Here is a 23,798-nt window from a genome sequence, read left to right on the forward strand (position 1 = left end):
GGGTATCAACATATCTGGCGTTGACTTTTGGCACGCTGTTGAGTTCTCAAGGAACGGACGCTTCCTTTGTACTCACCCGAGAGACTCTCTCGCGGCTTTCCTCCGGGCGCTTCCCTTCGGTCTTGCGTTTCCGACTCTATCAGATCCTTTCGGGCCTGATTCCCGGTCGGCGGGGCCTTTCGACATTCACTACGTTAACCGATTCCCGAGCCAACTCATAATCGAGTTCCGCGAGTCTGAATTCAGGCATGCAGGCATACCGAATTCGCCCTCGCTGGAGGGGAGTCGTAGGTAGTGGGTTGGCCGCTTCCGGCTGCTGGCTTTCGCCGTACCCGGTTCAGCGGCTCGGGCTACATTACGCACCTTCGGAGGGCGAGTCAACTTCGGCGGCGCCTGGGGGCATGGGCCCGATAAGGGCTCACCGTCGGGTCGTTGGCGATCCAGTAACGCCAGGGATGGACGCCACCGTCGCCGGCCACGCCGGTGCGCGGGCCGCTGAGTACCTGGTCGGGGGGCACGGAGCTACCGGCCAGCACCCGCAGCGGCGTATCGCCGGCCGCGCACGCGTCCGTGCCGTCCAGGGCTCTGTCGACACCCAGGGCCGTGGCCAGGCGGGCCGGGCCTTTGGCCAGTTCGTTGTCGTTTCGGGCCGAGAGTCGACGTTTGCGAGCCAGTTCGGTGCCTTCGATGATCTCTCCGGCGCGGAGGAGGACGGCGCTGGCTCGGCCCTCCGGACCGCAGACGAGGTTCATGCAGAACCACATGCCATAGGTGAAGTAGACGTACACGTGTCCGGGCGGACCGAACATCACGCCGTTGCGGGCCGTGCGGCCGCGATAGGCGTGGGAGCCGGGGTCGTTCGGGCCGTCGTAGGCCTCGACCTCCGTGAGGCGGAGCGTGATCGGACCGTCCGGGGTGGTGCGCACGAGGATGCGGCCCAGGAGGTCGGGAGCGACGTCCAGTACGGGCCGGTCGAAGAAGTCTCGGGGCAGGGGCGTACGGTCGGTCGCGATCATGCCCTCCGAGGGTAGTGCAGACGGGTGGGGGCGACGGGGTGGTCAAGGGGCGTTCGCCTTGCCAGGGTGAGGCGCGGAACCGGCCGCGGTCGGATCGCGTTTGTATGGATCAAGGACCCGCGCGCGTGAAGCGCAGGAAGCTCAAGAAGCAGGACGAGGGAGAGACATGGCGTTCAAGAAGCTGCTCGCGAGCCTGGGGGCCGGCGGGGCTTCGGTGGAGACGGTGCTGACCGAGGTCAACGTCGTTCCGGGCGGTGTCGTCCAGGGTGAGGTGCGGATCCAGGGCGGGTCCGTCGACCAGCAGATCGAGGCGCTGTCGGTCGGGTTGCAGGCCAAGGTCGAGGTCGAGAGCGGCGACCAGGAGTACAAGCAGGACATCGAATTCACCAAGCAGCAGCTCGGCGGGGCCTTCGAGCTGAAGGCGAATGCCGTGCACGCGGTGCCGTTCGGGCTGGAGATCCCGTGGGAGACGCCGATCACGATGATCGACGGACGCGCGCTGCCGTCGATGCACATCGGTGTGTCCACGGAGCTGGAGATCGCCCGCGCGGTGGACTCCGGTGACCTGGACCCGGTCAATGTGCACCCGCTGCCCGCGCAGAAGGCGATTCTGGACGCGTTCATCCAGCTGGGCTTCCGTTTCAAGAACGCGGACATGGAGCGCGGCCGCATTCGCGGGACGCGGCAGAAGCTGCCGTTCTACCAGGAGATCGAGTTCCTGCCGCCGCAGCAGTACCGGGGTCTGAACCAGGTCGAGCTGAGCTTCGTCGCGGACGAGAGCGCGATGGACGTCGTCCTGGAGATGGACAAGAAGCCGGGGCTGTTCAGCGAGGGCAGTGACACCTTCCGCTCGTTCCAGGTGGGTCTGCACGACTACCAGAACACCGACTGGGCGGCGTACCTCAACCAGTGGCTGTCCGAAGTCGGCAGCAAGCGCAATTGGTTCTAGGCTCGGAACCACTGACTCCAGAATCGATCAGGAGGTACCGAGGTGACCGAGCTCAAGAGGCGGCCGCTCCCCCACGACTTCCATCCGCCCGTGCCGTCGTTCACGGTGACGAGCGAGGACGTCGCGGAGGGTGCGACGCTCAAGGACGCTCAGGTCTACGCGGCCGGCAACACCTCGCCGCATCTGCGGTGGGAGGGCTTCCCGCCCGAGACCAAGAGCTTCGCCGTGACCTGCTACGACCCCGACGCTCCGACGGGCAGCGGGTTCTGGCACTGGGTGGTGTTCGACATTCCGGCCTCGGTGACCGAGCTGCCGGCGGGTGCGGGCAGCGGCAAGTTCGAGGGGCTGCCGGAGGGTGCCGTACAGGCGCGCAACGACTACGGGTCGAAGGACTTCGGTGGTGCCGCGCCGCCGCCCGGAGACGGACCGCACCGGTACGTGTTCACGGTGTACGCCGTGGACCAGGAGAAGCTGGGCCCCGACGCGGATGCGACGCCTGCCTTCGTGGGCTTCAACCTGCGGTTCCACACGATCGCGCGCGCCCAGTTGATCGGTGAGTACGAGGTGCCCACCGAAGCCTGACGTTCAGAGAACGTTTGCCCGCCCCTGGTCTTGGAAGTGATCAGGGGCGGGCATTTTTGTTGCCGGGGGTCGCGGGGGTCACCCCTCGCGGAGCAGCAGATATTGCGTTGTCCATCTCGGCGTGCCCGGCCAGAGTTGATCCCAGCCCGCCAGGGGGTGGGCCGGTGCACACGGGAGGTGGGCTGGTGATGCGGGACACGCTGGTACTGAACGCGAGCTTCGAGCCGCTGTCGACGGTGACGTTGAACCGAGCCGTCGTTCTGGTGCTTCAGGACAAGGCCGTCGTCGAGCAGTCCCACCCCGAACTGCGCATGCGCGGAGCCGCGGTCGACATACCGGCGCCCCGGGTGATCAGGCTGTGCAGGTACGTACGGGTGCCCTTCCGAAGACAAGCTCCGTGGTCGAGGCGCGGTGTCCTGGTGCGTGACCGGCACAGGTGCGCGTACTGCGGCCGGCGGGCGACGACCGTGGACCATGTGGTGCCGCGGTCGCAGGGTGGTCAGGACACCTGGCTGAACACGGTGGCCTCGTGCGCGGAGGACAACCACCGCAAGGCCAACCGGACTCCGGAGCAGGCGGGTATGCCGCTGCTGCGGGAGCCGTTCGAGCCGACGCCGGCGGACGCGATGCTGCTGGCTCTGGGGCAGGACGACTTCGACGCGCTGCCGGAGTGGCTGGCTCAGCCCGCCGCCTAGGCCGTACGTAGATCTGGGGCCCACCTCCCGCGGGAGGTGGGCCCCAGTCTCGTATGAGGATCTCGTCAGTCGATCGACGGCTTCTCGCGGCGTTCCGTGCCCGTGCCGCCGTTGCCCGAACCGCCCGAACCTCCGACCATCGGGCCGAAGTTGCCCATGGCACCGCTCAGTCCCTTGAGCGCGTCGCCGATCTCGCTGGGCACGATCCACAGCTTGTTGGCGTCGCCCTCGGCGATCTTCGGGAGCATCTGGAGGTACTGGTAGGCGAGGAGCTTCTGGTCCGCGTCTCCGGCGTGGATCGACTCGAAGACCGTACGGATGGCCTGGGCTTCGCCCTCGGCGCGCAGGGCGGCGGCCTTGGCCTCACCCTCGGCGCGCAGGATCTGGGACTGCTTCTCACCTTCGGCGGTGAGGATGGCGGCCTGGCGCGTACCTTCGGCGGTGAGGATCGCGGCGCGCTTGTCACGGTCGGCGCGCATCTGCTTCTCCATCGAGTCCTGGATGGAGGTGGGGGGCTCGATGGCCTTCAGTTCCACGCGGTTGACGCGGATGCCCCACTTGCCGGTGGCCTCGTCGAGGACGCCGCGCAGGGCCGCATTGATCTCCTCGCGGGAGGTCAGGGTCCGCTCGAGGTCCATGCCACCGATGATGTTGCGGAGTGTGGTGACGGTGAGCTGCTCGATCGCCTGGATGTAGCTGGCGACTTCGTAGGTCGCCGCCCGGGCGTCGGTCACCTGGTAGTAGATGACCGTGTCGATGTTCACCACCAGGTTGTCCTGGGTGATCACCGGCTGGGGCGGGAAGGGAACGACCTGTTCACGCAGGTCGATGCGGTTGCGGATGGTGTCGATGAACGGGACGACGATGTTGAGTCCCGCATTGAGTGTCCGCGTGTAGCGGCCGAAGCGCTCGACAATGGCGGCGCTCGCCTGCGGGATGACCTGGATCGTCTTGATCAGGGCGATGAAGACCAACACCACCAGAATGATCAAGACGATGATGACCGGTTCCATCGTGCTCTCCCCGTACCCTTCTCCGCCTAGGCGCCTTCGGAAAGATCTTATGCTTGTTGAAGATCTTGCTGGTCGAGTGTGACAGACCGTCGCGTACCTCGTGGTGCGTTCGGTTCAGTTACGTCTTGCCCCGATTGACGAGGTCACATGACGATCGCCGTGGCCCCCTCGATCTCCACGACGTCCACTTCCTGGCCTACTTCGTAGGCGCGGCCGGTGTCGAGGGAGCGGGCCGACCAGACTTCCCCGGCGAGCTTGATACGGCCGCCGGAGCCGTCGACGCGCTCCAGTACGACGGCCTGTTTGCCCTTCAAGGCGTCCACACCCGTGGCGAGTTGGGGTCGCTGTGCGCGGTGCCGGGTGGCGATGGGCCGTACTACGGCGATGAGGGCGACCGAGACGACGGCGAAGACAAGTACCTGGACGACGACACCGCCGCCGATTCCGGCCGTCGCCGCAGCGGCGAGGGCGCCCACGGCGAGCATGCCGAGTTCCGGCATCGCCGTCACCACGAGCGGGATTCCGAGGGCTGCCGCGCCGATGAGCCACCACACCCATGCGTCGATGTCGTTCACATGGTCATGGTAGGTCCGCGGGTCCTGCCTCCGACAGGGCGCAAGATGCGTTGAAACGGGCTTCTTACCCGGGAGTTGGGGGGTGTCAGGCCATCGGGAGACCCTGTGCGGTCCAACGGTCGCCCACCTGTTCGACGACGAGCGGGAGCCCGAAGCAGAGGGAGAGGTTGCGCGAGGTGAGCTCCAGCTCCAGCGGGCCGGCGGCGAGGACCTTGCCCTGACGGATCATCAGGACGTGGGTGAAGCCGGGGGCGATCTCCTCGACGTGGTGGGTGACCATCAGCATCGAGGGGGCGATCGGGTCGCGGGCGAGGCGGCCGAGACGGCGTACGAGGTCCTCGCGACCGCCGAGGTCGAGGCCGGCGGCGGGCTCGTCGAGCAGGAGCAGCTCGGGGTCGGTCATCAGGGCACGGGCGATGAGGGTGCGCTTGCGCTCGCCCTCGGAGAGCGTGCCGAACTTGCGCTCCATGTAGTCGCTCATGCCGAGGCGGTCGAGGAAGGCGCGGGCGCGCTGCTCGTCGATCTCCTCGTAGTCCTCCTGCCAGGTGGCCGTCATGCCGTACGCGGCGGTCAGCACGGTCTGCAGGACGGTCTGGCGCTTGGGCAGCTTGTCGGCCATGGCGATGCCGGCCATGCCGATGCGCGGGCGCAGCTCGAAGACGTCGGTGCCGGGTGTGCCGAGGGTCTCGCCGAGGATGGTGGCAGTGCCCTTGCTGGGGTAGACGTAGCTGGAGGCGACGTTCAGGAGGGTGGTCTTGCCGGCGCCGTTCGGGCCGAGGATGACCCAGCGCTCGCCCTCCTTCACCGACCAGGAGACCTGGTCCACCAGAGCCCGGCCCTCGCGGACCACGGATACGTCCTGAAGCTCCAGAACATCGCTCATGAGCGCGTTGTCTCCCCTTGCAGTGTGGCCGGTCTCGGCTGTCGCGTAAGCCTGTGGCTCGGTCCGCCGCGCCGGTGGGCGCAGCCCTCAAGGAAATCTACGCCACGGGTGGGCCCGGACATTCCATCGGTCCGGTCCTTAGGGTGGGGGCATGCTCACGGAACCACGCTCTGGACGCCTTGCCGCTTGGGGAAATGCCCTGTTGGCCGGACTTGTCTCGCCGGACGACGCCGTGCTCGCGATCGTCGGGGAGGACGCGGTGCACCGGGTCGAGGGGCTGCCGGGTGAGGCGGTGCCCGTCGGGCTCACGCTCACGCTGGGGCGACTGCGGTCGCTCGGTGTGACGGGGCTGCGGGTCGCGCTGCCCGCGCCCGGGCATCCGCTGGGGCTGAGCGGGCCGCCGGAGTTCAACGCGCGGGCGCTGGACGCGGAGGAGGCGGTCGTCTGTCATGGCGTCGCGCTGGGGCTGGTGCCCGAAGTGTATGAGGCCGGGCCCGAGGGTGATGTGCATGTCGAGGTGGTGTGGCATGTGCTTCCCGTGCGGGAAGCGCCGCCGGCCGATGTGCCGTCGCTCGGGGAGGCCGAGCGGGAGCTGGCGGAGGCGTTGCGGGAGGCGACCGAGGTGCTCACTCGGCTGGATGTGGCCGGGTCGGGGCCGGTGGCCGAGGCGGCGATCGAGGCGTATCGGGCTCGGGCCGAGCGGGGGCGGGAGGTGTTGGCTCCGGGGTATCCGGGGCGGGCGGTGCGGGTGCTGGAGTTGGCGCAGCGGGTCGGGTTCCTGGTGTCGCTGGCGTCTGAGAACGGGCCCGGGGGCGCGGTGAGTGCTTCCGAGATGGCGGCGCGGGGGGTTGCGTTGCGGCCGGTGGAGCGGACGGCTCGGCGGGCTGCTGTCGCTGCTTACAACGCGTATGTGGAGGAGCGGGAGAAGGGGGTGCGGTGAGCGCCGGTTTGCTGGTGGGTCGCGCAGCCCGGCGCTGACGGGGTGCCGCCTGCGCCCACCCGTGCCGCCCCAGCGGCACGACTGCCCGCAGGCTAGGCGGATCGAACGCCCGCAGCCTGACGGCGCGGCTGACCGCGGCTGGGCGGGTGCCGCTGCCTGTGGCGGTAGCGGCGGCGAAAACTGACCGGCCTCCCGGGCACGCCCGGGAGGCCGGAGGTCACTGGCCGCTGGGCGGCATCAGTCAGTGGTTGACGCCCGTGTTGCCGAAGGCGGGGTTCAGCACGCCGACGACGTTCACGCTGTTGCCGACCGCGTTTACCGGGATGTCCACCGGGGCCTGGACGAGGTTGCCCGAGGCGACGCCGGGCGAGCCCACGGCCTTGCCGTCGGCGTGCGCGCCGTCGGTGGCGGAGGCCATCCCGGCACCGGCGGCGAGCAGACCGCCGGCCACCATCGTCACGGCCGCTGCCTTCTTCAGGTTCTTCACTTCTAAGCCCTCCTAGCGATTGCCACGGCCAGTCGCCGCAGCACGCACTGGAGAACGGCGGAGATCCTCGAAGGATGCGCCATCCGGGGGACATTCCCACGACGGTATGAATCTCAGTCCGGAGCGGAACCCTCCGTATTGCCATCTGAAGAGAATTTCAGCCGGTCACACCATGGCGTACGGCCCACAGGGCGGCCTGGGTGCGGTCGGCGAGGTCGAGTTTCATCAGGATGTTCGAGACGTGCGTCTTGACGGTCTTCTCGGAGAGGACGAGGGCGCGGGCGATCTCCCGGTTGGAGCGGCCGTCCGCTATCAGCCCGAGCACCTCGCGTTCCCGCTCGGTGAGCGAACCGCCCCTGCCCTGGCCGGCGTTGGTCTCTTCCTGGGACAACAGGGCGCCCGCAACCTCGGGCTGGAGCAGGATGTGGCCGGCGTGCACGGAACGGATGGCGCCGGCCAGGGCGTCGGGATCGACGTCCTTGTAGACGTACCCGGCGGCGCCGGCGCGCAGGGCCGGGACGACCGTGCGCTGTTCGGTGAAGCTGGTGACGATCAGCACGCGCGCGGGGTTGTCGAGTTCGCGCAGCTTGCGCAGGGCGTCGACGCCGTCCATGCCCGGCATCTTGACGTCCATGAGGACGACGTCGGGTTTCAGCTCCTCGGCGCGGGCGACTCCTTCGGCTCCGTCGGCCGCCTCGCCCACGACCTCGATGTCGTCCTGCACTTCGAGGAACGTGCGCAGTCCCCGGCGGACCACCTGGTGGTCGTCGACGAGCAGCACCTTGATTGTGTCAGCCACCGGGGACCTCCATCTCGATCGTGGTGCCCTTGCCGGGCGCCGATTCCACGGTCAGCGCGCCGCCGACCCCGCTCGCCCGGTCCCGCATGGAGACCAGGCCCAGGTGGCGTCCCGCGCGGCGTATCCCCTGCGGGTCGAAGCCGCTGCCGTCGTCGGTGACCCGCAGGACGGCTCCGCTGCCGCGTCGGTCCAGGGTCACGTCGACGTGCTCGGCTCCGGAGTGCCGCAGGGCGTTGTGCAGGGCCTCCTGGGCGACCCTGAGCAGGGCCTCCTCCTGGGCGGCGGGCAGGGCGCGGACGCCTCGGCCGGCGAAGGTCACGCGGGCGGCGTGGGCACGGTCGAGGACCTGGATCTGGGTGCGGAGGGTCGCGACCAGGCCGTCCTCGTCGAGGGCCGCGGGGCGCAACTCGACAACGGCGGCGCGCAGTTCGTCGGCGGCCTCGGCGGCGAGCGCGGCCACCTGCTGGAGCTCGCCCTTCGCGCGGGAGGGATCGCGGTCGACCAGGGTGGCGGCCGCCTGGGCCGTCAGGCGCAGCGAGAACAGTTTCTGGCTGACCGCGTCGTGCAGTTCGTGCGCGAGGCGCGAGCGTTCCTCGGCGATCGTCAGTTCGCGGCTGCGTTCGTAGAGCCTGGCGTTGGTCAACGCGATCGCGGCGTGCTGGGCGAGAATGGAGAGCAGTTCCTCGTCGTCCTCTGTGAAGCCGCAACCGCCTTCCGGCTTCGGGCACGGGGGGTGTGGGGGGTGTCCCCCCACAGGATGCAGCTTGTTGGCGAGGAAGAGCGCGCCTAGGACCTCGTCGCCGTCGCGGATCGGCAGACCCAGGAAGTCGGCCAGGTCGGGGTGGGCGGACGGCCACCCCTCGAAGCGGGGGTCCTTGCGCACGTCGGCTAGACGCTCGGGCCTGGCCTCGTGCAGCATCGAGGCGAGGATGCCGTGCTGGCGCGGAAGGGGGCCGATGGCCTTCCACTGCGCGTCACTGACGCCGTCGACCACGAACTGGGCGAACCCGCCGTGGTCGTCGGGGACGCCGAGCGCGGCGTACTGCGCGTCGAGCAGCTCGCGGGCCGAGGCGACGATCGTCTTCAGGACGTCGCGCACCTCTAGGTGCCTGCTCATGGCCAGCAGCGCGGAGCTCACCGCGGCGAGGCCGGACCGGGGGCCTTGACTCATGACCTCACGGTACCGGCGGGGTGTGACAGTCCGTATCGGACCTGTGGCGGCCGCCTCCTAGGCCGGTGGGCCTAGGGCGAAGGACCCCGCCGCTTTGCTGCCCGCGTCCGAGGCGGACCGGGCGGTCCGGTTCCTACGTTGGGGGCACGCCGATCAGGAGGCGTCGAGAACGAGGGGACGTGTGTCATGCCGGTAGCGATCATCACGGGGGCCTCGAAGGGGCTGGGGCGGGCGCTCGCCGAGGCGCTGGCCGCGCGCGGCTGGGATCTGGTGCTCGACGCCAGAGGCGCTCAGGCCCTCAAGGAGGCGGCAGAGGCCGTGTCCGCGCACGGGACGCGCGTGACCGCCCTGCCGGGGGACGTCACGGACGCCCGGCACCGCAGCGAGCTGGTGGCGGCGGCGCGGCAGCTCGGCGGGCTCGACCTGCTGGTGAACAACGCGAGCGCACTGGGCGCCGAGCCGCTGGTCCGACTGGCGGAGCTACCCCTTAAGGGGCTGCGGCGGGCGCTGGAGGTGAACGTGGTGGCCGCGCTGGGGCTGACCCAGGAGGCGCTGCCGCTGCTGCGGGCGTCCGCGGCGGGCACGGTGATCGCGGTCAGCTCGGACGCGGCCGCCGAGGCGTACGAGACGTGGGGCGGCTACGGGGCGTCGAAGGCGGCCCTGGACCACCTGGCGGCGGTGTTCGCCGCGGAGGAGCCCGGGCTGCGGGTCTGGGCGGTGGATCCCGGGGACATGGCCACAGACCTGTACGCGGCGGCCGTACCGGAGGACGAGGATCCGCGGCCGGAGCCGGCCAGTGTGGTCCCGGCGTTCCTGCGGCTGCTTCAGGAGCGTCCCGCGAGCGGGCGCTACGGGGCTCCCGCCCTGCTGGAGGGGCGATGACGCTGGCGATGGGGGTGCCCCCGCTCGAGCCCGTTCGAGAGTGGGGGAGGGTGCCGGAGGAGCTGTCGGCCCGGGTGCCGGTCGAGCAGCGCGGGGCCGGGCTCGACCGGGATGCCGTACGGCTGCTCGTGTCGCGCGGCAGTGAGGTGTCGCACCACGCGTTCGTCGAACTGCCCCGGCTGCTGCGCGCGGGGGACCTGTTGGTCGTCAACACGTCTCCCACGCTGGCCGCCGCCGTGGACGGGTGGATCGGGCACGCGCGCGTGGTGGTGCACTTCTCCACGCGCGGGGACGACGGGCGGTGGGCGGTCGAGCTGCGGGACGCCCACGGGAAGGGCACCACGCGCGCGCGTGCGGGCGGTCCCGCGGGGACGCGGGTGCGGCTGCCCGGGGATGTGCGGCTCGTCCTGGAGGAGCCCGTGAGCGCGGAGAGCGGGCGGCTGTGGTGGGCACGGGTGTCGGCGTCCAAAGGCTCGGGGGTCCCCGGGATGCTGCGGGAGCACGGGCGGCCGATTCGTTACTCCTATACGGAGCGGGACCAGCCGTTGTCCGTCTACCAGACGGTGTTCGCGCTGCCGTCCGCCGACGGATCGGGCAGTGCGGAGATGCCGAGTGCGGCGCGGCCCTTCACGGCGCGGCTGGTGGCGGAGCTGGTGAGCCGGGGTGTGCAGTTCGCGCCGATCACGCTGCACACCGGGGTGGCCTCGGCTCAGGCGCACGAGCCGCCGTATCCGGAGCGCTTCGCGGTGCCGGAGGCTTCGGCGCGGATGATCAACGCGGTCAAGGCGGGGGACGGCCGGGTGGTGGCGGTCGGTACGACGGCCGTACGGGCCGTGGAGACGGCCGCGGGGCCCGACGGGGTCGCGCGGGGAACCGAGGGATGGACCGACCTCGTGGTGACGCCCGAGCGGGGCGTACGGGTGGTCGACAGGCTGCTGACCGGGCTGCACGAGCCGGAGGCCTCGCATCTGCTGATGCTGGAGGCGGTCGCCGGGCGGCCGGCGATCGACCGCGCCTACGAGGAGGCGCTGCGGGGGCTCTACCTGTGGCACGAGTTCGGGGACGTACACCTCATTCTCCCGGAGGAACCCCCTCACACAGAGCATTGCGTCAGCAACTGCTCGTGAGACTGTTACCTGCCCGATGTGAGCCCGCACATAGGGCGCAGATCACGTACGAAGGGAAATAGGAGACAAAGCCTTCCGCCCTGAACGGGACAGACGTTCTGGTCTGTCCCGTTTTGCCCTTCCCTGATCCACTACCCGGGGTAGTACGTCACACCTTTGCCTGGCCTTTTTGCGGCCGCTAAGAATGGCTGCCGTCGCTCAGCGCCGCGGGTTCCGCCCGCGGCGTTTGTGCAGGAAGCACCCGTGTCCCCCGCCGGACATGAGCGACCTCCGCGCTATTCGAAGAGGTCCAACCCGCCATGCCCAAGAACACTTCCCTTCGTGACCGCAGTCGCGCCCTGACCCGGAGGCACAAGATCGCGATCGCCGGTGTCGCCACACTCGGTGCCGCCGCCGTCGTGCTGACCACGGTGCCGGGCGGGCAGACGACCACGTCCGAGGCGGCCGCCGCCTCGAAGCCGGTGGCCTACAGCTCCGAGCAGCTCGAGGGCCTGCAGTCCGGCGTCAGCGAGCAGCTCGCCGGTGCCAGCCTCCAGGGCCAGGCCCTCCAGGCGAACGAGAAGGCCGAGGCCGAAGCCGCTGCCAAGGAGAAGGCCGCCGAGGCGGCCGCGAAGCAGCAGGCCGCCGAAGCCGCCGCCGAGAAGAAGGCCGAGCAGGAGCGCGAGGGGAACGAGCCCGCGAGCCGGTCGATCATGCGCGTCCAGGTCAAGGCGGTCGCAGCCAAGAGTTACTCCAACAACCTCGACGGCTGGATCCGCGAGTCCCTGGACATCATGAAGAAGAAGGGCATCCCGGGCTCGTACGACGGCCTGCACCGCAACATCCTGCGGGAGTCCTCGGGCAACCCGAACGCGATCAACAACTGGGACATCAACGCCATCAACGGCGTGCCCTCCAAGGGCCTGCTCCAGGTGATCCCGCCGACCTTCAAGGCGTACCACGTGGCCGGCACGTCGTGGAACATCTACGACCCGATCGCCAACATCACGGCCGCCGCGAACTACGCGGCCGACAAGTACGGCTCGATCGACAACGTCAACGGCGCGTACTGAGTCCGGCGCGGGCCTCTGACCGCACGATGAAGGGCGGCACCCCCACCGGGGGCGCCGCCCTTCATCGTCGTACGGCGGAGGTTACTTGCGCATGACCTCGGGCTCGTGGCGGCGCAGGAAGCGGGCCACGAAGAAGCCGCAGATCACGCCGAGGGCGATCAGGGCGGCCATGTCCATGCCCCAGGCGCCGAGGGTGTTCTCCCACAGCGGGTCGGTGTCGCCGGGCTTCTCCGGCGGGCTGATCTTGTTGAAGTCCAGCGTGGCGCCCGCGGCGGCGACCGCCCAGCGCGACGGCATCAGGTACGAGAACTCGTTGACGCCGATCGAGCCGTGCAGGGTGAACAGGCAGCCGGTGAACACGACCTGGATGATCGCGAACATGACCAGCAGCGGCATGGTCTTCTCGGCCGTCTTCACCAGTGAGGACATCATCAGACCGAACATCATCGAGGTGAAGCCCAGCGCCATGATCGGCAGGGAGAGCTCGATGAGCGTGGCGCTGCCGAGGACCAGGCCCTCCTCGGGGATCTCGCGGCTGGCGAAGCCGATGACGCCGACCATCAGGCCCTGGAGCACGGTGATCAGGCCGAGCACGAACACCTTGGACATCAGGTACGCGGAGCGGGACAGGCCGGTCGCGCGCTCCCGTTCGTAGATGACCCGTTCCTTGATCAGCTCACGGACGGAGTTGGCCGCGCCGGCGAAGCAGGCGCCGACCGCGAGGATCAGCAGGACGGTCGTGGCCGTGCCGTTCGGGATGATCCGGCCGGTCTGCGGGTTGGCCGGATTCGGCAGCAGGCCCTTGTCCGCGTCGATGAGCAGGCTCACCGCGCCGAGGACGGCCGGCAGGATCACCATCAGCGCCAGGAAGCCCTTGTCGGAGGCGATCACCGAGACATAGCGGCGCACCAGGGTGACGAACTGGGACATCCAGCCCTGCGGCTTGGGCGGCCTCATCGCCTGCATCGGAGGCATCTGTACGGACTGCGGAGCAATCGCGTCGATGTCCGCGGCGTACATCTGGTAGTGCTGCGAGCCCTTCCAGCGGCCCGCCCAGTCGTAGTCGCGGTAGTTCTCGAAGGCGGAGAAGACATCTGCCCAAGTGTCGTAGCCGAAGAAGTTCAGCGCCTCCTCCGGCGGGCCGAAGTAGGCGACCGAACCGCCCGGCGCCATCACCAGCAGCTTGTCGCACAGCGCCAGCTCGGCCACGGAGTGGGTGACGACGAGGACGGTGCGGCCGTCGTCGGCGAGGCCGCGCAGCAACTGCATGACGTCACGGTCCATACCCGGGTCGAGGCCGGAGGTCGGCTCGTCCAGGAAGATCAGCGACGGCTTGGTGAGCAGCTCCAGGGCCACGGAGACGCGCTTACGCTGGCCGCCGGAGAGGGAGGTGACCTTCTTCTCCTTGTGGATGTCCAGCTTCAGCTCGCGCAGCACCTCGTCGATGCGGGCCTCGCGCTCGGCGCCCGTGGTGTCGGCGGGAAAGCGCAGCTTGGCCGCGTACTTGAGCGCCTTCTTGACGGTCAGTTCCTTGTGCAGGATGTCGTCCTGCGGGACCAGACCGATGCGCTGACGCAGCTCGGCGAACTGCTTGTACAGGTTCCGGTTGTCGTACAGGACGTCGCCCTGGTTGGCGGGCCGGTAGCCGGTCAGCGCCTTGAGCAGGGTCGACTTGCCCGAGCCGGACGGGCCGATGACCGCGACCAGCGACTTCTCCGGGACGCCGAAGGAGACGTCCTTGAGGATCTGCTTGCCGCCGTCGACCGTGACGGTCAGGTGCCGGGCCGAGAAGGAGATCTCACCGGTGTCGACGAACTCCTCGAGACGGTCGCCGACCAGGCGGAACGTGGAGTGGCCGACGCCGACGATGTCGTTCGGGCCGAGCAGTGTGGAGCCGCCCTTGGCGATGGGCTGGCCGTTGACGTACGTGCCGTTGTGCGAGCCCAGGTCGCGGATCTCGTAGCGGCCGTCGGGTGTGGCGTGGAACTCGGCGTGGTGCCGGGAGACCTGGAGGTCGGAGACGACCAGTTCATTTTCCAGGGCACGGCCGATACGCATCACGCGGCCGAGCGAGAACTGGTGGAACGTGGTCGGGCTGCGATCGCCGTAGACCGGCGGCGCCCCCGCGCCACCACCGGGGCCCTGTTGCGGCGGGATGTGCGCGGCGTGCTGCGGCGCGGCCTGCTGCGGCTGCTGCCAGCCGGCCTGCGGGGCCTGCTGCTGCGGTACCTGCGGTGCCTGCGGGGCCTGTTGGGCCGCCGCCCAGCCGGGGTTCGCGCCCTGCGCCGCGTACGGCTGCTGCTGGGGCTGGACCTGCGGCGAGGCGACGGACGCCGCCGCGCCGGAGACGTTCACGCGCGGTCCGTCGGTCGCGTTGCCGAGGTGCACGGCCGAGCCGGGGCCGATCTCCAGCTGATGGATCCGCTGCCCCTGCACGAACGTGCCGTTGGTGCTGCCGTGGTCCTCGATGACCCAACTCCGGCCGCTCCAGCTGATCGTGGCGTGACGCCAGGACACTCTGGCGTCGTCGAGCACGATGTCCCCCTGCGGATCACGTCCGAGGGTGTATGGCCTGGACGCATCGAGCGTCCAGGTCCGTCCGTTCAATTCCAGTACGAGTTCCGGCACTCCATGCCCCACTGAGTAGTCCCCCGAGTTACCCCCATCACAGGGAGTCTAGGGATGTCGAACATCGTCGGGAACTATTTCAGGATCCGCCCCCTGACCGAAAGTCGGACCTTGTGAAGACCACGCACACGCGCTTCGACTGGTTCCGTTGACGGGGTTGAAACCGGCCCGGAGAGTGGTAATCCAGGCGAGGGGGACATGCGCGGCTTCAACGGCCGCGCCGCGGATCGGGGGGTCTGCCATGAGTGCGTCCATGAGCGTCGAGACCGCGCAGCACGGCACGAGGCTGCCGTGGGGGGACATCCTGCTGTCCGCGATCGCCTCTGTGAGCTGGGCGTTGATCGGGATGGCGGGCACGGCGGCGCTCGGCCTGCATCTGCTGGAGGCGGACACGGCGGGCTCGCTGGGGCCGATGACCGCGGCGGTGGTGGCTCTTGGGGCGGGTGGTTCGGTCACACCGTCCGGCGATGTGTCCGCGTTCGGGTTGACGGGCGCGGAGGCGGCGACCGCCGTCGAGATCACGCCACTGGGTGTCAGCCTCGTCGGCGCGCTGCTGTTGTCGTGGTTCTTCTTACGGTCCCTGCGGGCGGCCGGAGTTGTGATCGCCCCGTCCGAACTCCTCGCGCGCGCGGGGGTGGTGGTCGCGCTGTTCGTGGCGATGCTGGGCGGGCTGGCCTGGGCGGGGCACGACGTCATCACGATCGACGGAAGCTCGCTGGGGCTCGACGATCTGCCCGGCGGTGGTGGGGGCGGCGGCGGCGTCGAGATTCCCGGGGTGGGCGACATCGGGGATATCGGGGACATCGAAGGGCTGCTGCCCGACCAGATCGGCGACCTCATCGACGCGCAAGCCGCGGTCGGCTTCACCGTCGACACCGCGCCCACGCTGCTGGGCGGGCTGGGCTGGTCGGCCGGAATCCTGCTGATCGCGCTGCTGGCCTCGCGCCGCACGCCGCTGCCGCGCGGTTGGGAGGCCGTGCACCGTGTCGTACGGCCGGCCGCGTCCGCCCTCGTCACGGTGCTGCTGGTGGCGGTGGCCGCGGGGTTCGCCGCCGCGGCGTACGCGGCGATCGGCGACGACCATCCGAAGCGGATCGCCGGCGCGGCGCTGCTGGGCGCGCCGAACGGCGTGTGGCTGGGGATTCCGATCGGCCTGTTCGTGCCGTGGGACGGCAAGGCCACCGGCGAACTCGTCCGGCTGCTGCCCGACCCACTGGACGACCTCCTGAGCCCCGGCACCGACCAGAACGTCACGCTGGGGCGGCTGGCCGACCTTGATGGACGGGTGTGGCTGCTGGGGGTCGCGGCGGCGGTGATGATGCTGCTGGCGGGGGTACTGATGGCTGTTCGGACGCCTGTGGGGCTTGTGGGCGGCGGTGTCATCGGGGTTTCGGGGCCGGGGCATGCGGGGGCAGGGTATGCGCTGGGCTCGCGTGGCGGGGGTGTCGGGGCTTCGGGGGGCGGCGGGCCCGAGGGCTTGGCGAGTGGTGGCGGGGCTCGGGGTTCGGCGGGTGCGGGGTTCTGGGGCGGGGCCGGCGCAGGGCCCGGCGGTGTGGGAGGGGGTTCCGGATCCGGGGCCGCTGTGGGCGCGGGGGCCGGTTCCGGGGTTGTACGGGATCCGGGTGCCCTCGGTTTCGCGGGGCGGTGTGCCCTACGGCTCGGGGTCGCGAGCGCGTTGACGCTGCTGCTGCTCGCCTGGCTGACGGAGGTGTCCGTGGACGCCTCGCTGTCCGTGCTCGGCTTCGACGCGCTCGGCGCGGGGATCGACCTGCACGGGAACCTCGGCATGGCACTGCTGCTCGGCGCCGTGTGGGGCGCGGGCGCGGGGGCCGCCGGGGCGCTGCTCGCCCGTGCGACCGGGGCGGCGGGTCAGCGGGCGGCACCACTGGCGCTGGGTGCGGTGGCAGAGGCGCGGCCGGGCGAGAGGCCGGTGGCCGGCGGTGCCGGGGGGTCGCAGTCCGTGGGCGAGGCGGGTGGGGCATACCCCGGGGAAGCCTGGGGGCCGTACGCCGGTCAGGCGGAAGGGCCGTACGCCCGGGGAAGCGGAGGACCACGTGCCGACCAAGCTGGAGGCCCGCACGCCCCGGACCGCGGCGGACCAGATGCTGGCCAGGCTGGAGGGCCGTACGGCCGCGAGGTAGGAGCGCCCCGCGTCGGCCAGGCCGGAGCGCCGCACGCGGGCGAGGCCGGGGCCCCGTACGCCGGCCAGGCCGAGAAGCCCAGGCACGTCGGTGAGCCCGGGGAGCAGCGGTCCGGTGAGGCCGGGCCCTACGCCCCCGGTGCGCCGTACCGTCCGCCGAACCCGGCCACCAATCCGTATCTGCGGGTGCCGGAGGAGCTGAGGGAGCCGGAGGATGCGCGGCCGTCCGGTGCGGGGCCGGTGCCGGGCGGTGTGCGAGCTCCTGAAGACCGGCCGCTGGAAGCGGGACGGCCCGGCGCCGGACCGGGGCGCGGAGATGCGCACGCGCCTCATGACCGGCCGCCCGCTGCGAGGCGGCCCGGTGAGGAAGCTGGGTCGGAGGAAGGCACGCATGCGTCCGACGAGACGCGGCGGCCCGGGGACCCCCCGCCGTCCGGCGACGACGTGTACGGCGCGCCCACGGTGGCCCGGCCGATCGGGCCGCCGCCTCGGTCGTACCGGAAATCCAACAGGTCACGGCCCGGAGACCGGCCGTCGGCCGCATCGGACGGCGGGCCTCCGCCGCCGCCCCCACCACCGCCGCCTCCTCCGCCGGGGAGGCCGAAGGGGCGACGGTGATCCGCGTGGGGCGGCGAGTCGAGGCCGTGACATGTGCCGTATGTGTCGCATGTGCCGTGGGAGTCGAGCGACCCACCACCGAGAGGACGTGGCCCGTTGGTAAGGTCCGCGTCACCGGCCCGACGCCCAGAGTTCCGTGTCCGCCAGACGGACCGCAGGGGCGCAAGGCACTGCGTGCCGGATACGGTGGGAACACCATGAGCGCTTCGCAGACCTCGTCCTCCGACGCCCCCACTCTCCTCGTCAAGATCTTCGGCAAGGACAGGCCGGGCATCACGGCCGGCCTCTTCGACACCCTCGCCGCGTACTCCGTCGACGTGGTCGACATCGAGCAGGTCGTCACCCGTGGCCGGATGGTGCTGTGCGCCCTCGTGACCGAGCCGCCGCGCGGGCTCGAGGGAGATCTCCGGGCGACCGTCCACAGCTGGGCGGAGTCGATCAAGATGCAGGCCGAGATCATCTCCGGCCGCGGCGACAACCGGCCGCGCGGACTCGGACGTTCCCTGGTGACCGTGCTCGGGCATCCGCTCACCGCCGAGGCCACGGCCGCCATCGCGGCCAGGATCACCAAGGTCGGCGGCAACATCGACCGTATCTTCCGGCTCGCCAAGTACCCGGTGACGGCGGTGGAGTTCGCGGTGTCCGGCGTGGAGACCGAGCCGCTGCGCACCGCCCTGGTGACCGACGCGGCGGCGCTCGGCGTCGACGTCGCGGTCGTCGCGGCGGGACTGCACCGGCGTGCGCAGCGCCTGGTCGTCATGGACGTGGACTCGACGCTCATCCAGGACGAGGTGATCGAGCTCTTCGCCGCGCACGCCGGCTGCGAGGACAAGGTCGCCGAGGTGACGGCGGCAGCGATGCGCGGGGAGCTGGACTTCGAGCAGTCGCTGCACGCGCGCGTGGCGTTGCTGGAGGGGCTGGACGCCTCGGTGGTGGACAAGGTGCGCAGCGAGGTACGGCTGACGCCGGGCGCCCGCACCCTGATCCGCACGCTGAAGCGGCTCGGCTACCAGGTGGGGGTCGTCTCGGGCGGGTTCACCCAGGTCACGGATGATCTGAAGGAGCGGCTCGGGCTGGACTTCGCCCACGCCAACACGCTGGAGATCGTCGACGGGAAGCTCACCGGCAGGGTCACCGGCGAGATCGTGGACCGGGCGGGCAAGGCGCGGCTGCTGCGCCGGTTCGCCGCGGAGGCGGGTGTGCCGCTCGCCCAGACGGTGGCGATCGGCGACGGCGCCAACGATCTGGACATGCTCAACGCGGCCGGTCTCGGGGTCGCCTTCAACGCCAAGCCGGTGGTGCAGGAGGCCGCGCACACCGCGGTGAACGTGCCGTTCCTGGACACGGTCCTGTACCTGCTGGGCGTGACCCGTGAAGAGGTCGAGGCGGCGGACGCGCACGACGAGGACTGAGCCGTATCGCGGATCCGGCCGCGGGCCGGGAATCGCACCGCGAAGGTCCAGCCGAATCGCGGACCGAACCTCGAGGATCGAACCACGGGCTCGAACACCGCCGCGAAGGCTGGGCCGCCACCGCACAAAGAAGGGCCCGGCACCTCTGCGATGCCGGGCCCCTTACGCGTAGGTCGGGTCAGTCGGACGGTGCCCAGTAGTCGAGCAGGGTGGCCGCGCCCGGCTCCAGGGTCTTCCAGGAGCCCTCGAAGGACAGGACGGCGAAGGCGGCGGCCGGGAAGCCGCGCCGGCTCATCCGCTCGCGGGCCTCCTCCTCGGCCGAGCCGGCCAGGATGTCGGCGAGCCCCTGCACACCGGGGTTGTGCCCGATGAGCAGGATGTTCTGGGCGTCGTCGGAGGTTTCGTTGAGCAGGGCGATCAGCTCGCCCGGCGAGGCCTCGTAGATCCGCTCCTCGTAGACGGTCTTCGGCCGCTGCGGAAATTCCTGGACGGCCAGCTTCCACGTCTCGCGCGTCCGGATCGCGGTGGAGCACAGGGCCAGGTCGAAGGAGAGGCCGGTGTCTGCCAGCCTTCGTCCGGCCTCTGCCGCGTCTTTTCGGCCCCGATCGGCGAGCGGCCGCTCGTGGTCGGTCACCTGTGGCCAGTCGGCTTTCGCATGCCGGAAAAGGACAATCCTGCGGGGTTCTGCGACGCTCATGGGATCCAGCTTCGCACGAAACAGGCCATGGGGCGCAGGGAGTTGACGGGCGACTCCGAGGGGGTTCAGCGCGTTATCAGCTGCTGCACGCGCGCGAGGAGATGGGTGACGGCGGGGTCACCCGAGGCCGCCTGCGCGTCCGTCGGGTTCAGGATCAGGGTCAACAGCACGATGAAGGCGAGCGTGGGCAGCGCGAGGGCCCACCAGGGCAGCCGGATGTCGACGCCGCCCCGGGGCGCCGTGTGGGGCCGGGTGGGGATGTGGGCCGACATGGATGCCTCCGCTGGTCTTCGATGCCGCGTGGTCCGCTTCTCGCGGTCACATCTCGAAGCTACGGAATCCTGAGCCCTCAACCCATCCGGTGATCCACCCAGTTGACCCTGACACTCGCCCCCTAGGGGATGGTGGGGCTAGCCCCACCCGCAGAAGGAGATCCGGTCAGGGCGAGGCGATCGTCGCGATGATGGCGATGATCACGAAGATGGCGAAGAACGAGCCGAAGACGAGCAGCATCTTCTTCTGGCCGTTCTGGGGGTTCGGGTCGAGCACTGGCATACGGCAAGTCTCGCACCCGTCGCCCGCACCAGAATCCCCGGGGGTCCCGCACCAGAATCCACCGGGGTCCCGCACCGGATTCCCGGGCGTCCCGTACCGGATTCCCGGGTTGTGAGGGCGACCGGGCCGAGGGGCGAGGACGACCGGGCCCAGGGGAGAGGACGACCGGGCCCAGGGAGAGCTCAGCGGGCCGCCTCGTCCTCCACCGTGCGGCTGCGGCCCGCGAGGACGCCCACCACCATCTGCGGGATCATGAGGCCGGTCATGAGGGCGATCGGCAGGCCCCAGCCACCACTGTGCTGGTAGAGCACGCCCACCAGAAGCGGGCCGGGGATGGAGATCAGATAGCCGGTGCTCTGCGCGAAGGCCGACAGCTGGGCGACGCCCGTACCGGTCCTGGCGCGCATACCGACCATTGTGAGGGCCAGCGGGAAGGCGCAGTTGGAGACGCCGAGCAGAACGGCCCAGGCCCAGGCGCCGCCGGCCGGCGCGAAGTACAGGCCGGCGTATCCGGCCAGACCGCAGACGCCGAGCGCGATCACGATCGGCCCCTGGTGCGGCAGCCGGGTGGCGACGCGGGGGATGACGAAGGCCAGCGGCACGCCCATCACCATCGTGACGGCGAGCAGCAGCCCGGCGGTGCTCGCGGGCACTCCGGCGTCCCGGAAGATCTGCGCCATCCAGCCCATCGTGATGTAGGCGGCGGTGGCCTGGAGTCCGAAAAAGACGGCGAGGGCCCAGGCGATACGGCTGCGGGTGATCCGCACGGCCGCCGCCGGCTCCTCACGCGCGGGCCCCTCCCGCGAGGCGGCGGCCTGGGCGGTGCTGCCCCGCTCCCGGACGAACGGAATCCACGGCACCACGGCCACCGCCGCCAGGAGCGCCCACATCGCGAGCCCGGACCGCCAGCTGCCGCCCAGCGCCTGGGTCATCGGCACGGTCACCGCCGCCGCGGCCGACGTGCCGAGAGCGAGCGCCATCGAGTACAGGCCGGTCATGGAACCGACCCGGTCCGGGAACCAGCGCTTGACGATGACCGGCATCAGCACGTTGCTGACCGCGATGCCCATGAGCGTGAGGGCACTGGCGGCCAGGAAGCCTGCCGTACCGCCCGTGTACGGCCGTATGAGCAGGCCGGCCGAGATGGCGGCCATGCCCGCGCACACCACCGCGCCCGGCCCGAAGCGGCGGGCCAGCCGGGGGGCCATGACGCCGAAGAGGGCGAAACAGAGCGGGGGTACGGAGGTGAGGAGTCCGGCCACGCTGCCACTCATGCCGAGCCCGTCGCGGACCTCTTCCAGGAGGGCGCCCAGGCTGGTGATGGCGGGGCGGAGGTTGACGGCGGACAGCATGATGCCGATGACGACCAGACGGGTCGCCCACGCGCGCGTGGCTGATCCCGTGGACACAGCTGCTCCCTGGGGGCCGCCGCTCGCGGTCGGACTGCGTACGCTCGTGGACTTCGTCGTCCGGGTTCCCTGACGTGCCATGCGCCCATCATAGAATCATGGGATGATTGGCTGTCCATCCCCGGGCCGCCCGCTCCGGCCCCGACCGTGCGAAGGTGTGTCATGCCCCTGAGCCATCCCCGCCGGTCGGCGCTGTCCGAGCAGGTCATCGCCGCACTGCGGCACCAGATCACCTCGGGCGAGTGGCCGGTCGGGTCCCGGATCCCGACGGAACCGGAGCTGGTCGAGCAGCTCGGCGTCGCCCGCAACACCGTCCGCGAGGCTGTCCGCGCGCTCGCGCACAACGGTCTGCTGGACATCCGCCAGGGCTCCGGCACGTATGTCGTGGCGACGAGCGAGCTGGCGGGCGTGATGCAACGCCGCTTCGCCGGCGCCGACCCGCGGCACATCGCGGAACTGCGCTCCACGCTGGAGTCGTCCGCCGCCAGGCTGGCCGCCCAGCGGCGTACCGAGAAGGACCTCAAGCAGCTCGACGCGCTCCTCGTACGGCGTGAGGAGGCGTGGGAGTCGGGCGACGCCGAGGCGTTCGTGACGGCCGACGCGACCTTCCACCTGGCGGTGGTGGCCGCCTCGCACAACGACGTGATGACCGCGATGTACGCGGACCTGGGCGAGGTGCTGCGGGACTGGCTGCGCGAGGACGTCGGCGAGGAACTGACGCCCGAGACGCACATGGACCACGCGCGGCTCGTCGACGCGATCCGCACCGGCGACGCGGTGGCGGCCGCCGAGGAGGCCGCCAGCTATCCCTTCCTGTGCCGCCCGGGCCGGTTCAACGCCCCTTCCGGTGGCTGATCCACACCGAGCGGACCTCTTTCCAGCAGCGGCCGGTCAGCCGCACGGTCTGCGCGGGCCCGGCCTCGACCGGGGCCCCGTCGCTGTCGATGTCCCACCAGCGTGCGCACTCGATGTGCAGGCTGACGTGGTCGGGCCGCGGATAGGGGTTGTGGCAGTACGCCGTCACCTGCGAGCCGGTGACGCTGCTGCGGCACCAGGCACCGAACGGCTCCGGTGAGGGTGCTTTCCGTACCTCCACGCGTGCGTGCGGTATCGCCTCGTAGGGCAGGCACAGCACGAGAGAGACGGCGACGGTCGCTGAGGCCAGACTGCGGGACATGCGCACAAGGGGACCTCCTCGGCCGTGCTGGGGAGGGAAGCGCGTGATGAACGCCTGATCCAGAGTGCGCAGTTGTGGCCCTCCCCCGCCTGGCCGAATAGCCCGAACGAGTGACGGGTGAGGGCCCGCTTCCTTTCGGAGACGGGCCCTCACCCATGGGTCGAGCCGCACGGGTCGAGCCGCACGGGTCTAGCCGCATTGGTCGAGCCGCAGCGGCGGCGTCACGCACCGATCGCGTGCAGCCCGCCGTCCACGTGGATGATCTCGCCCGTGGTCTTCGGGAACCAGTCGCTCAGCAGGGCGACGATGCCACGGCCGGCCGGGTCGGGGTCCTTGAGGTCCCACTCCAGGGGGGCGCGGGTGTCCCACACGGAGGCCAGCTCGGCGAATCCCGGGATGGACTTGGCGGCCATGGAGCCGATGGGACCGGCGGAGATGAGGTTGCAGCGGATGTTCTGCTTGCCCAGGTCGCGTGCCATGTAGCGGCTGGTGGCCTCCAGGGCCGCCTTGGCGGGGCCCATCCAGTCGTACTGCGGCCAGGCGTACTGGGCGTCGAAGGTGAGGCCGACGACCGAGCCGCCGTTCTGCATCAGCGGCAGGCAGGCCATGGTCAGCGACTTCAGGGAGTACGCCGAGACGTGCATGGCGGTGGCGACGGACTCGAACGGCGTGTTGAGGAAGTTGCCGCCGAGGGCGTCCTGCGGCGCGAAGCCGATGGAGTGCACGACGCCGTCGAGGCCGCCCAGCTCCTCGCCGACGATGTCGGCCAGCCGCCCGAGGTGCTCGTCATTGGTGACGTCGAGCTCGATGACCTTGGTGGGCTTCGGCAGCTTCTTGGCGATGCGCTCGGTCAGCGTGGGCCGCGGGAAGGCGGTCAGGATGATCTCGGCGCCCTGCTCCTGGGCCAGCTTGGCGGCGTGGAAGGCGATGGAGGACTCCATCAGCACACCGGTGATCAGGACGCGCTTGCCCTCGAGGATTCCGCTCATGA

General features: G+C 70.4%; 24 protein-coding genes. 10 read left to right on the forward strand and 14 right to left on the reverse strand.

Annotated elements, in window-relative coordinates; genetic code table 11:
- Positions 1–377 precede the first annotated feature (377 nt).
- Positions 378–1,016 (reverse strand): DNA-3-methyladenine glycosylase, encoded by a 639-nt coding sequence (locus tag CLM62_RS31715; RefSeq protein ID WP_095753334.1) that lies wholly within the window; start codon positions 1,014–1,016, stop codon positions 378–380.
- A gap of 166 nt (positions 1,017–1,182) precedes the next feature.
- Here CLM62_RS31715 and CLM62_RS31720 point away from each other — a divergent pair, with 166 nt between their 5' ends.
- The 3 genes from CLM62_RS31720 to CLM62_RS31730 all read left to right on the forward strand — a co-directional run bounded on the left by CLM62_RS31720 (position 1,183) and on the right by CLM62_RS31730 (position 3,242).
- Positions 1,183–1,965 carry a sporulation protein gene (locus CLM62_RS31720; protein ID WP_095753335.1) on the forward strand — a complete coding sequence of 261 codons (783 nt, stop codon included), beginning with the start codon at positions 1,183–1,185 and terminating at the stop codon, positions 1,963–1,965.
- Between the two features lie 42 nt (positions 1,966–2,007).
- Positions 2,008–2,547: a YbhB/YbcL family Raf kinase inhibitor-like protein gene (locus tag CLM62_RS31725; RefSeq protein WP_095753336.1), complete on the forward strand. Its 540-nt coding sequence runs from the start codon at positions 2,008–2,010 to the stop codon at positions 2,545–2,547.
- Positions 2,548–2,735: 188 nt separating this feature from the next.
- The gene (locus tag CLM62_RS31730; RefSeq protein WP_095753337.1) at positions 2,736–3,242 is read left to right on the forward strand and encodes an HNH endonuclease; all 507 of its coding nucleotides are present in this window, start codon (positions 2,736–2,738) and stop codon (positions 3,240–3,242) included.
- Positions 3,243–3,307: 65 nt separating this feature from the next.
- Here the strand turns inward: CLM62_RS31730 and CLM62_RS31735 are convergent, their stop codons facing one another.
- The 3 genes from CLM62_RS31735 to CLM62_RS31745 form a co-directional block, all read right to left on the reverse strand.
- Positions 3,308–4,255 (reverse strand): SPFH domain-containing protein, encoded by a 948-nt coding sequence (locus tag CLM62_RS31735; RefSeq protein ID WP_095753338.1) that lies wholly within the window; start codon positions 4,253–4,255, stop codon positions 3,308–3,310.
- Positions 4,256–4,398: 143 nt separating this feature from the next.
- Positions 4,399–4,830 (reverse strand): NfeD family protein, encoded by a 432-nt coding sequence (locus CLM62_RS31740; RefSeq protein WP_095753339.1) that lies wholly within the window; start codon positions 4,828–4,830, stop codon positions 4,399–4,401.
- A gap of 85 nt (positions 4,831–4,915) precedes the next feature.
- Complete coding sequence (locus CLM62_RS31745; RefSeq protein ID WP_095753340.1) at positions 4,916–5,713, reverse strand: ABC transporter ATP-binding protein; 798 nt, start codon at positions 5,711–5,713, stop codon at positions 4,916–4,918.
- Between the two features lie 151 nt (positions 5,714–5,864).
- Here CLM62_RS31745 and CLM62_RS31750 point away from each other — a divergent pair, with 151 nt between their 5' ends.
- A complete protein-coding gene (locus tag CLM62_RS31750) occupies positions 5,865–6,653 on the forward strand; it encodes a hypothetical protein (protein ID WP_095753341.1) in 789 nt (262 codons plus the stop codon).
- Between the two features lie 241 nt (positions 6,654–6,894).
- On the opposite strand, the gene chpE is transcribed toward CLM62_RS31750, so the two are convergent.
- From chpE to CLM62_RS31765, 3 genes are all read right to left on the reverse strand, one after another.
- Entirely contained in the window at positions 6,895–7,140 is a 246-nt protein-coding gene (chpE, locus tag CLM62_RS31755; protein WP_095753342.1) for a chaplin ChpE, read from the reverse strand.
- 157 nt (positions 7,141–7,297) lie between these two features.
- Entirely contained in the window at positions 7,298–7,939 is a 642-nt protein-coding gene (locus tag CLM62_RS31760; RefSeq protein WP_095753343.1) for a response regulator transcription factor, read from the reverse strand.
- The gene (locus CLM62_RS31765) at positions 7,932–9,110 is read right to left on the reverse strand and encodes a GAF domain-containing sensor histidine kinase (RefSeq protein ID WP_095753344.1); all 1,179 of its coding nucleotides are present in this window, start codon (positions 9,108–9,110) and stop codon (positions 7,932–7,934) included. The genes CLM62_RS31760 and CLM62_RS31765 overlap by 8 nt, the downstream gene beginning before the upstream one ends.
- Before the next feature lie 186 nt (positions 9,111–9,296).
- Here CLM62_RS31765 and CLM62_RS31770 point away from each other — a divergent pair, with 186 nt between their 5' ends.
- The 3 genes from CLM62_RS31770 to CLM62_RS31780 all read left to right on the forward strand — a co-directional run bounded on the left by CLM62_RS31770 (position 9,297) and on the right by CLM62_RS31780 (position 12,171).
- On the forward strand, positions 9,297–9,992 hold the full coding sequence (locus CLM62_RS31770) for an SDR family oxidoreductase (protein WP_095753345.1): 696 nt from the start codon (positions 9,297–9,299) through the stop codon (positions 9,990–9,992).
- The gene (locus tag CLM62_RS31775) at positions 9,989–11,119 is read left to right on the forward strand and encodes an S-adenosylmethionine:tRNA ribosyltransferase-isomerase (protein ID WP_095753346.1); all 1,131 of its coding nucleotides are present in this window, start codon (positions 9,989–9,991) and stop codon (positions 11,117–11,119) included. The genes CLM62_RS31770 and CLM62_RS31775 overlap by 4 nt, the downstream gene beginning before the upstream one ends.
- Before the next feature lie 299 nt (positions 11,120–11,418).
- On the forward strand, positions 11,419–12,171 hold the full coding sequence (locus CLM62_RS31780) for a transglycosylase SLT domain-containing protein (RefSeq protein WP_095753347.1): 753 nt from the start codon (positions 11,419–11,421) through the stop codon (positions 12,169–12,171).
- 81 nt (positions 12,172–12,252) lie between these two features.
- Here the strand turns inward: CLM62_RS31780 and CLM62_RS31785 are convergent, their stop codons facing one another.
- A complete protein-coding gene (locus CLM62_RS31785) occupies positions 12,253–14,799 on the reverse strand; it encodes an FHA domain-containing protein (RefSeq protein ID WP_179382304.1) in 2,547 nt (848 codons plus the stop codon).
- A gap of 253 nt (positions 14,800–15,052) precedes the next feature.
- Between CLM62_RS31785 and CLM62_RS31790 the strand changes: the two genes are divergently transcribed.
- Together CLM62_RS31790 and serB are read left to right on the forward strand one after the other, a co-directional pair.
- Positions 15,053–17,557: a streptophobe family protein gene (locus tag CLM62_RS31790; protein ID WP_257004212.1), complete on the forward strand. Its 2,505-nt coding sequence runs from the start codon at positions 15,053–15,055 to the stop codon at positions 17,555–17,557.
- A 197-nt stretch (positions 17,558–17,754) separates the two neighbouring features.
- Entirely contained in the window at positions 17,755–18,969 is a 1,215-nt protein-coding gene (gene serB / locus CLM62_RS31795; RefSeq protein ID WP_095753349.1) for a phosphoserine phosphatase SerB, read from the forward strand.
- Positions 18,970–19,147: 178 nt separating this feature from the next.
- Here serB and CLM62_RS31800 read toward each other — a convergent pair whose 3' ends face one another.
- From CLM62_RS31800 to CLM62_RS31815, 4 genes are all read right to left on the reverse strand, one after another.
- The gene (locus tag CLM62_RS31800) at positions 19,148–19,666 is read right to left on the reverse strand and encodes a histidine phosphatase family protein (protein ID WP_095753350.1); all 519 of its coding nucleotides are present in this window, start codon (positions 19,664–19,666) and stop codon (positions 19,148–19,150) included.
- Between the two features lie 65 nt (positions 19,667–19,731).
- Positions 19,732–19,938 (reverse strand): hypothetical protein, encoded by a 207-nt coding sequence (locus tag CLM62_RS31805; protein ID WP_095753351.1) that lies wholly within the window; start codon positions 19,936–19,938, stop codon positions 19,732–19,734.
- Positions 19,939–20,104: 166 nt separating this feature from the next.
- A complete protein-coding gene (locus CLM62_RS52100; RefSeq protein ID WP_086023195.1) occupies positions 20,105–20,221 on the reverse strand; it encodes an SGM_5486 family transporter-associated protein in 117 nt (38 codons plus the stop codon).
- Between the two features lie 182 nt (positions 20,222–20,403).
- On the reverse strand, positions 20,404–21,711 hold the full coding sequence (locus CLM62_RS31815) for a CynX/NimT family MFS transporter (RefSeq protein WP_095753352.1): 1,308 nt from the start codon (positions 21,709–21,711) through the stop codon (positions 20,404–20,406).
- 81 nt (positions 21,712–21,792) lie between these two features.
- On the opposite strand from CLM62_RS31815, the gene CLM62_RS31820 reads away from it, so the two are divergent.
- A complete protein-coding gene (locus tag CLM62_RS31820; protein ID WP_095753353.1) occupies positions 21,793–22,485 on the forward strand; it encodes a FadR/GntR family transcriptional regulator in 693 nt (230 codons plus the stop codon).
- Here the strand turns inward: CLM62_RS31820 and CLM62_RS31825 are convergent.
- Positions 22,463–22,813, reverse strand: a complete 351-nt coding sequence (locus tag CLM62_RS31825; RefSeq protein ID WP_095753354.1) for a hypothetical protein — start codon at positions 22,811–22,813, stop codon at positions 22,463–22,465. The genes CLM62_RS31820 and CLM62_RS31825 overlap by 23 nt on opposite strands.
- A 215-nt stretch (positions 22,814–23,028) precedes the next feature.
- Positions 23,029–23,796 carry an enoyl-ACP reductase FabI gene (gene fabI, locus CLM62_RS31830; protein ID WP_095753355.1) on the reverse strand — a complete coding sequence of 256 codons (768 nt, stop codon included), beginning with the start codon at positions 23,794–23,796 and terminating at the stop codon, positions 23,029–23,031.
- Positions 23,797–23,798: the final 2 nt, after the last annotated feature.

It is taken from the genome of Streptomyces sp. SA15 (assembly GCF_002291145.1).
In the GTDB taxonomy this organism is placed as follows: domain Bacteria; phylum Actinomycetota; class Actinomycetes; order Streptomycetales; family Streptomycetaceae; genus Streptomyces.

Excerpts from the sequence above, each read along its gene's own strand:
- serB (WP_095753349.1), top strand. The coding sequence starts at position 17,755 with ATGAGCGCTTCGCAGACCTCGTCCTCCGACGCCCCCACTCTCCTCGTC.
- CLM62_RS31730 (WP_095753337.1), top strand. The coding sequence starts at position 2,736 with ATGCGGGACACGCTGGTACTGAACGCGAGCTTCGAGCCGCTGTCGACG.
- CLM62_RS31805 (WP_095753351.1), bottom strand. The coding sequence starts at position 19,938 with ATGTCGGCCCACATCCCCACCCGGCCCCACACGGCGCCCCGGGGCGGC.
- CLM62_RS31775 (WP_095753346.1), top strand. The coding sequence starts at position 9,989 with ATGACGCTGGCGATGGGGGTGCCCCCGCTCGAGCCCGTTCGAGAGTGG.
- CLM62_RS52100 (WP_086023195.1), bottom strand. The coding sequence starts at position 20,221 with ATGCCAGTGCTCGACCCGAACCCCCAGAACGGCCAGAAGAAGATGCTG.
- CLM62_RS31770 (WP_095753345.1), top strand. The coding sequence starts at position 9,297 with ATGCCGGTAGCGATCATCACGGGGGCCTCGAAGGGGCTGGGGCGGGCG.
- CLM62_RS31745 (WP_095753340.1), bottom strand. The coding sequence starts at position 5,713 with ATGAGCGATGTTCTGGAGCTTCAGGACGTATCCGTGGTCCGCGAGGGC.
- CLM62_RS31765 (WP_095753344.1), bottom strand. The coding sequence starts at position 9,110 with ATGAGTCAAGGCCCCCGGTCCGGCCTCGCCGCGGTGAGCTCCGCGCTG.
- CLM62_RS31715 (WP_095753334.1), bottom strand. The coding sequence starts at position 1,016 with ATGATCGCGACCGACCGTACGCCCCTGCCCCGAGACTTCTTCGACCGG.
- CLM62_RS31750 (WP_095753341.1), top strand. The coding sequence starts at position 5,865 with ATGCTCACGGAACCACGCTCTGGACGCCTTGCCGCTTGGGGAAATGCC.
- CLM62_RS31790 (WP_257004212.1), top strand. The coding sequence starts at position 15,053 with ATGAGCGTCGAGACCGCGCAGCACGGCACGAGGCTGCCGTGGGGGGAC.
- CLM62_RS31800 (WP_095753350.1), bottom strand. The coding sequence starts at position 19,666 with ATGAGCGTCGCAGAACCCCGCAGGATTGTCCTTTTCCGGCATGCGAAA.
- CLM62_RS31780 (WP_095753347.1), top strand. The coding sequence starts at position 11,419 with ATGCCCAAGAACACTTCCCTTCGTGACCGCAGTCGCGCCCTGACCCGG.
- CLM62_RS31815 (WP_095753352.1), bottom strand. The coding sequence starts at position 21,711 with ATGGCACGTCAGGGAACCCGGACGACGAAGTCCACGAGCGTACGCAGT.
- CLM62_RS31720 (WP_095753335.1), top strand. The coding sequence starts at position 1,183 with ATGGCGTTCAAGAAGCTGCTCGCGAGCCTGGGGGCCGGCGGGGCTTCG.
- fabI (WP_095753355.1), bottom strand. The coding sequence starts at position 23,796 with ATGAGCGGAATCCTCGAGGGCAAGCGCGTCCTGATCACCGGTGTGCTG.
- CLM62_RS31735 (WP_095753338.1), bottom strand. The coding sequence starts at position 4,255 with ATGGAACCGGTCATCATCGTCTTGATCATTCTGGTGGTGTTGGTCTTC.
- CLM62_RS31820 (WP_095753353.1), top strand. The coding sequence starts at position 21,793 with ATGCCCCTGAGCCATCCCCGCCGGTCGGCGCTGTCCGAGCAGGTCATC.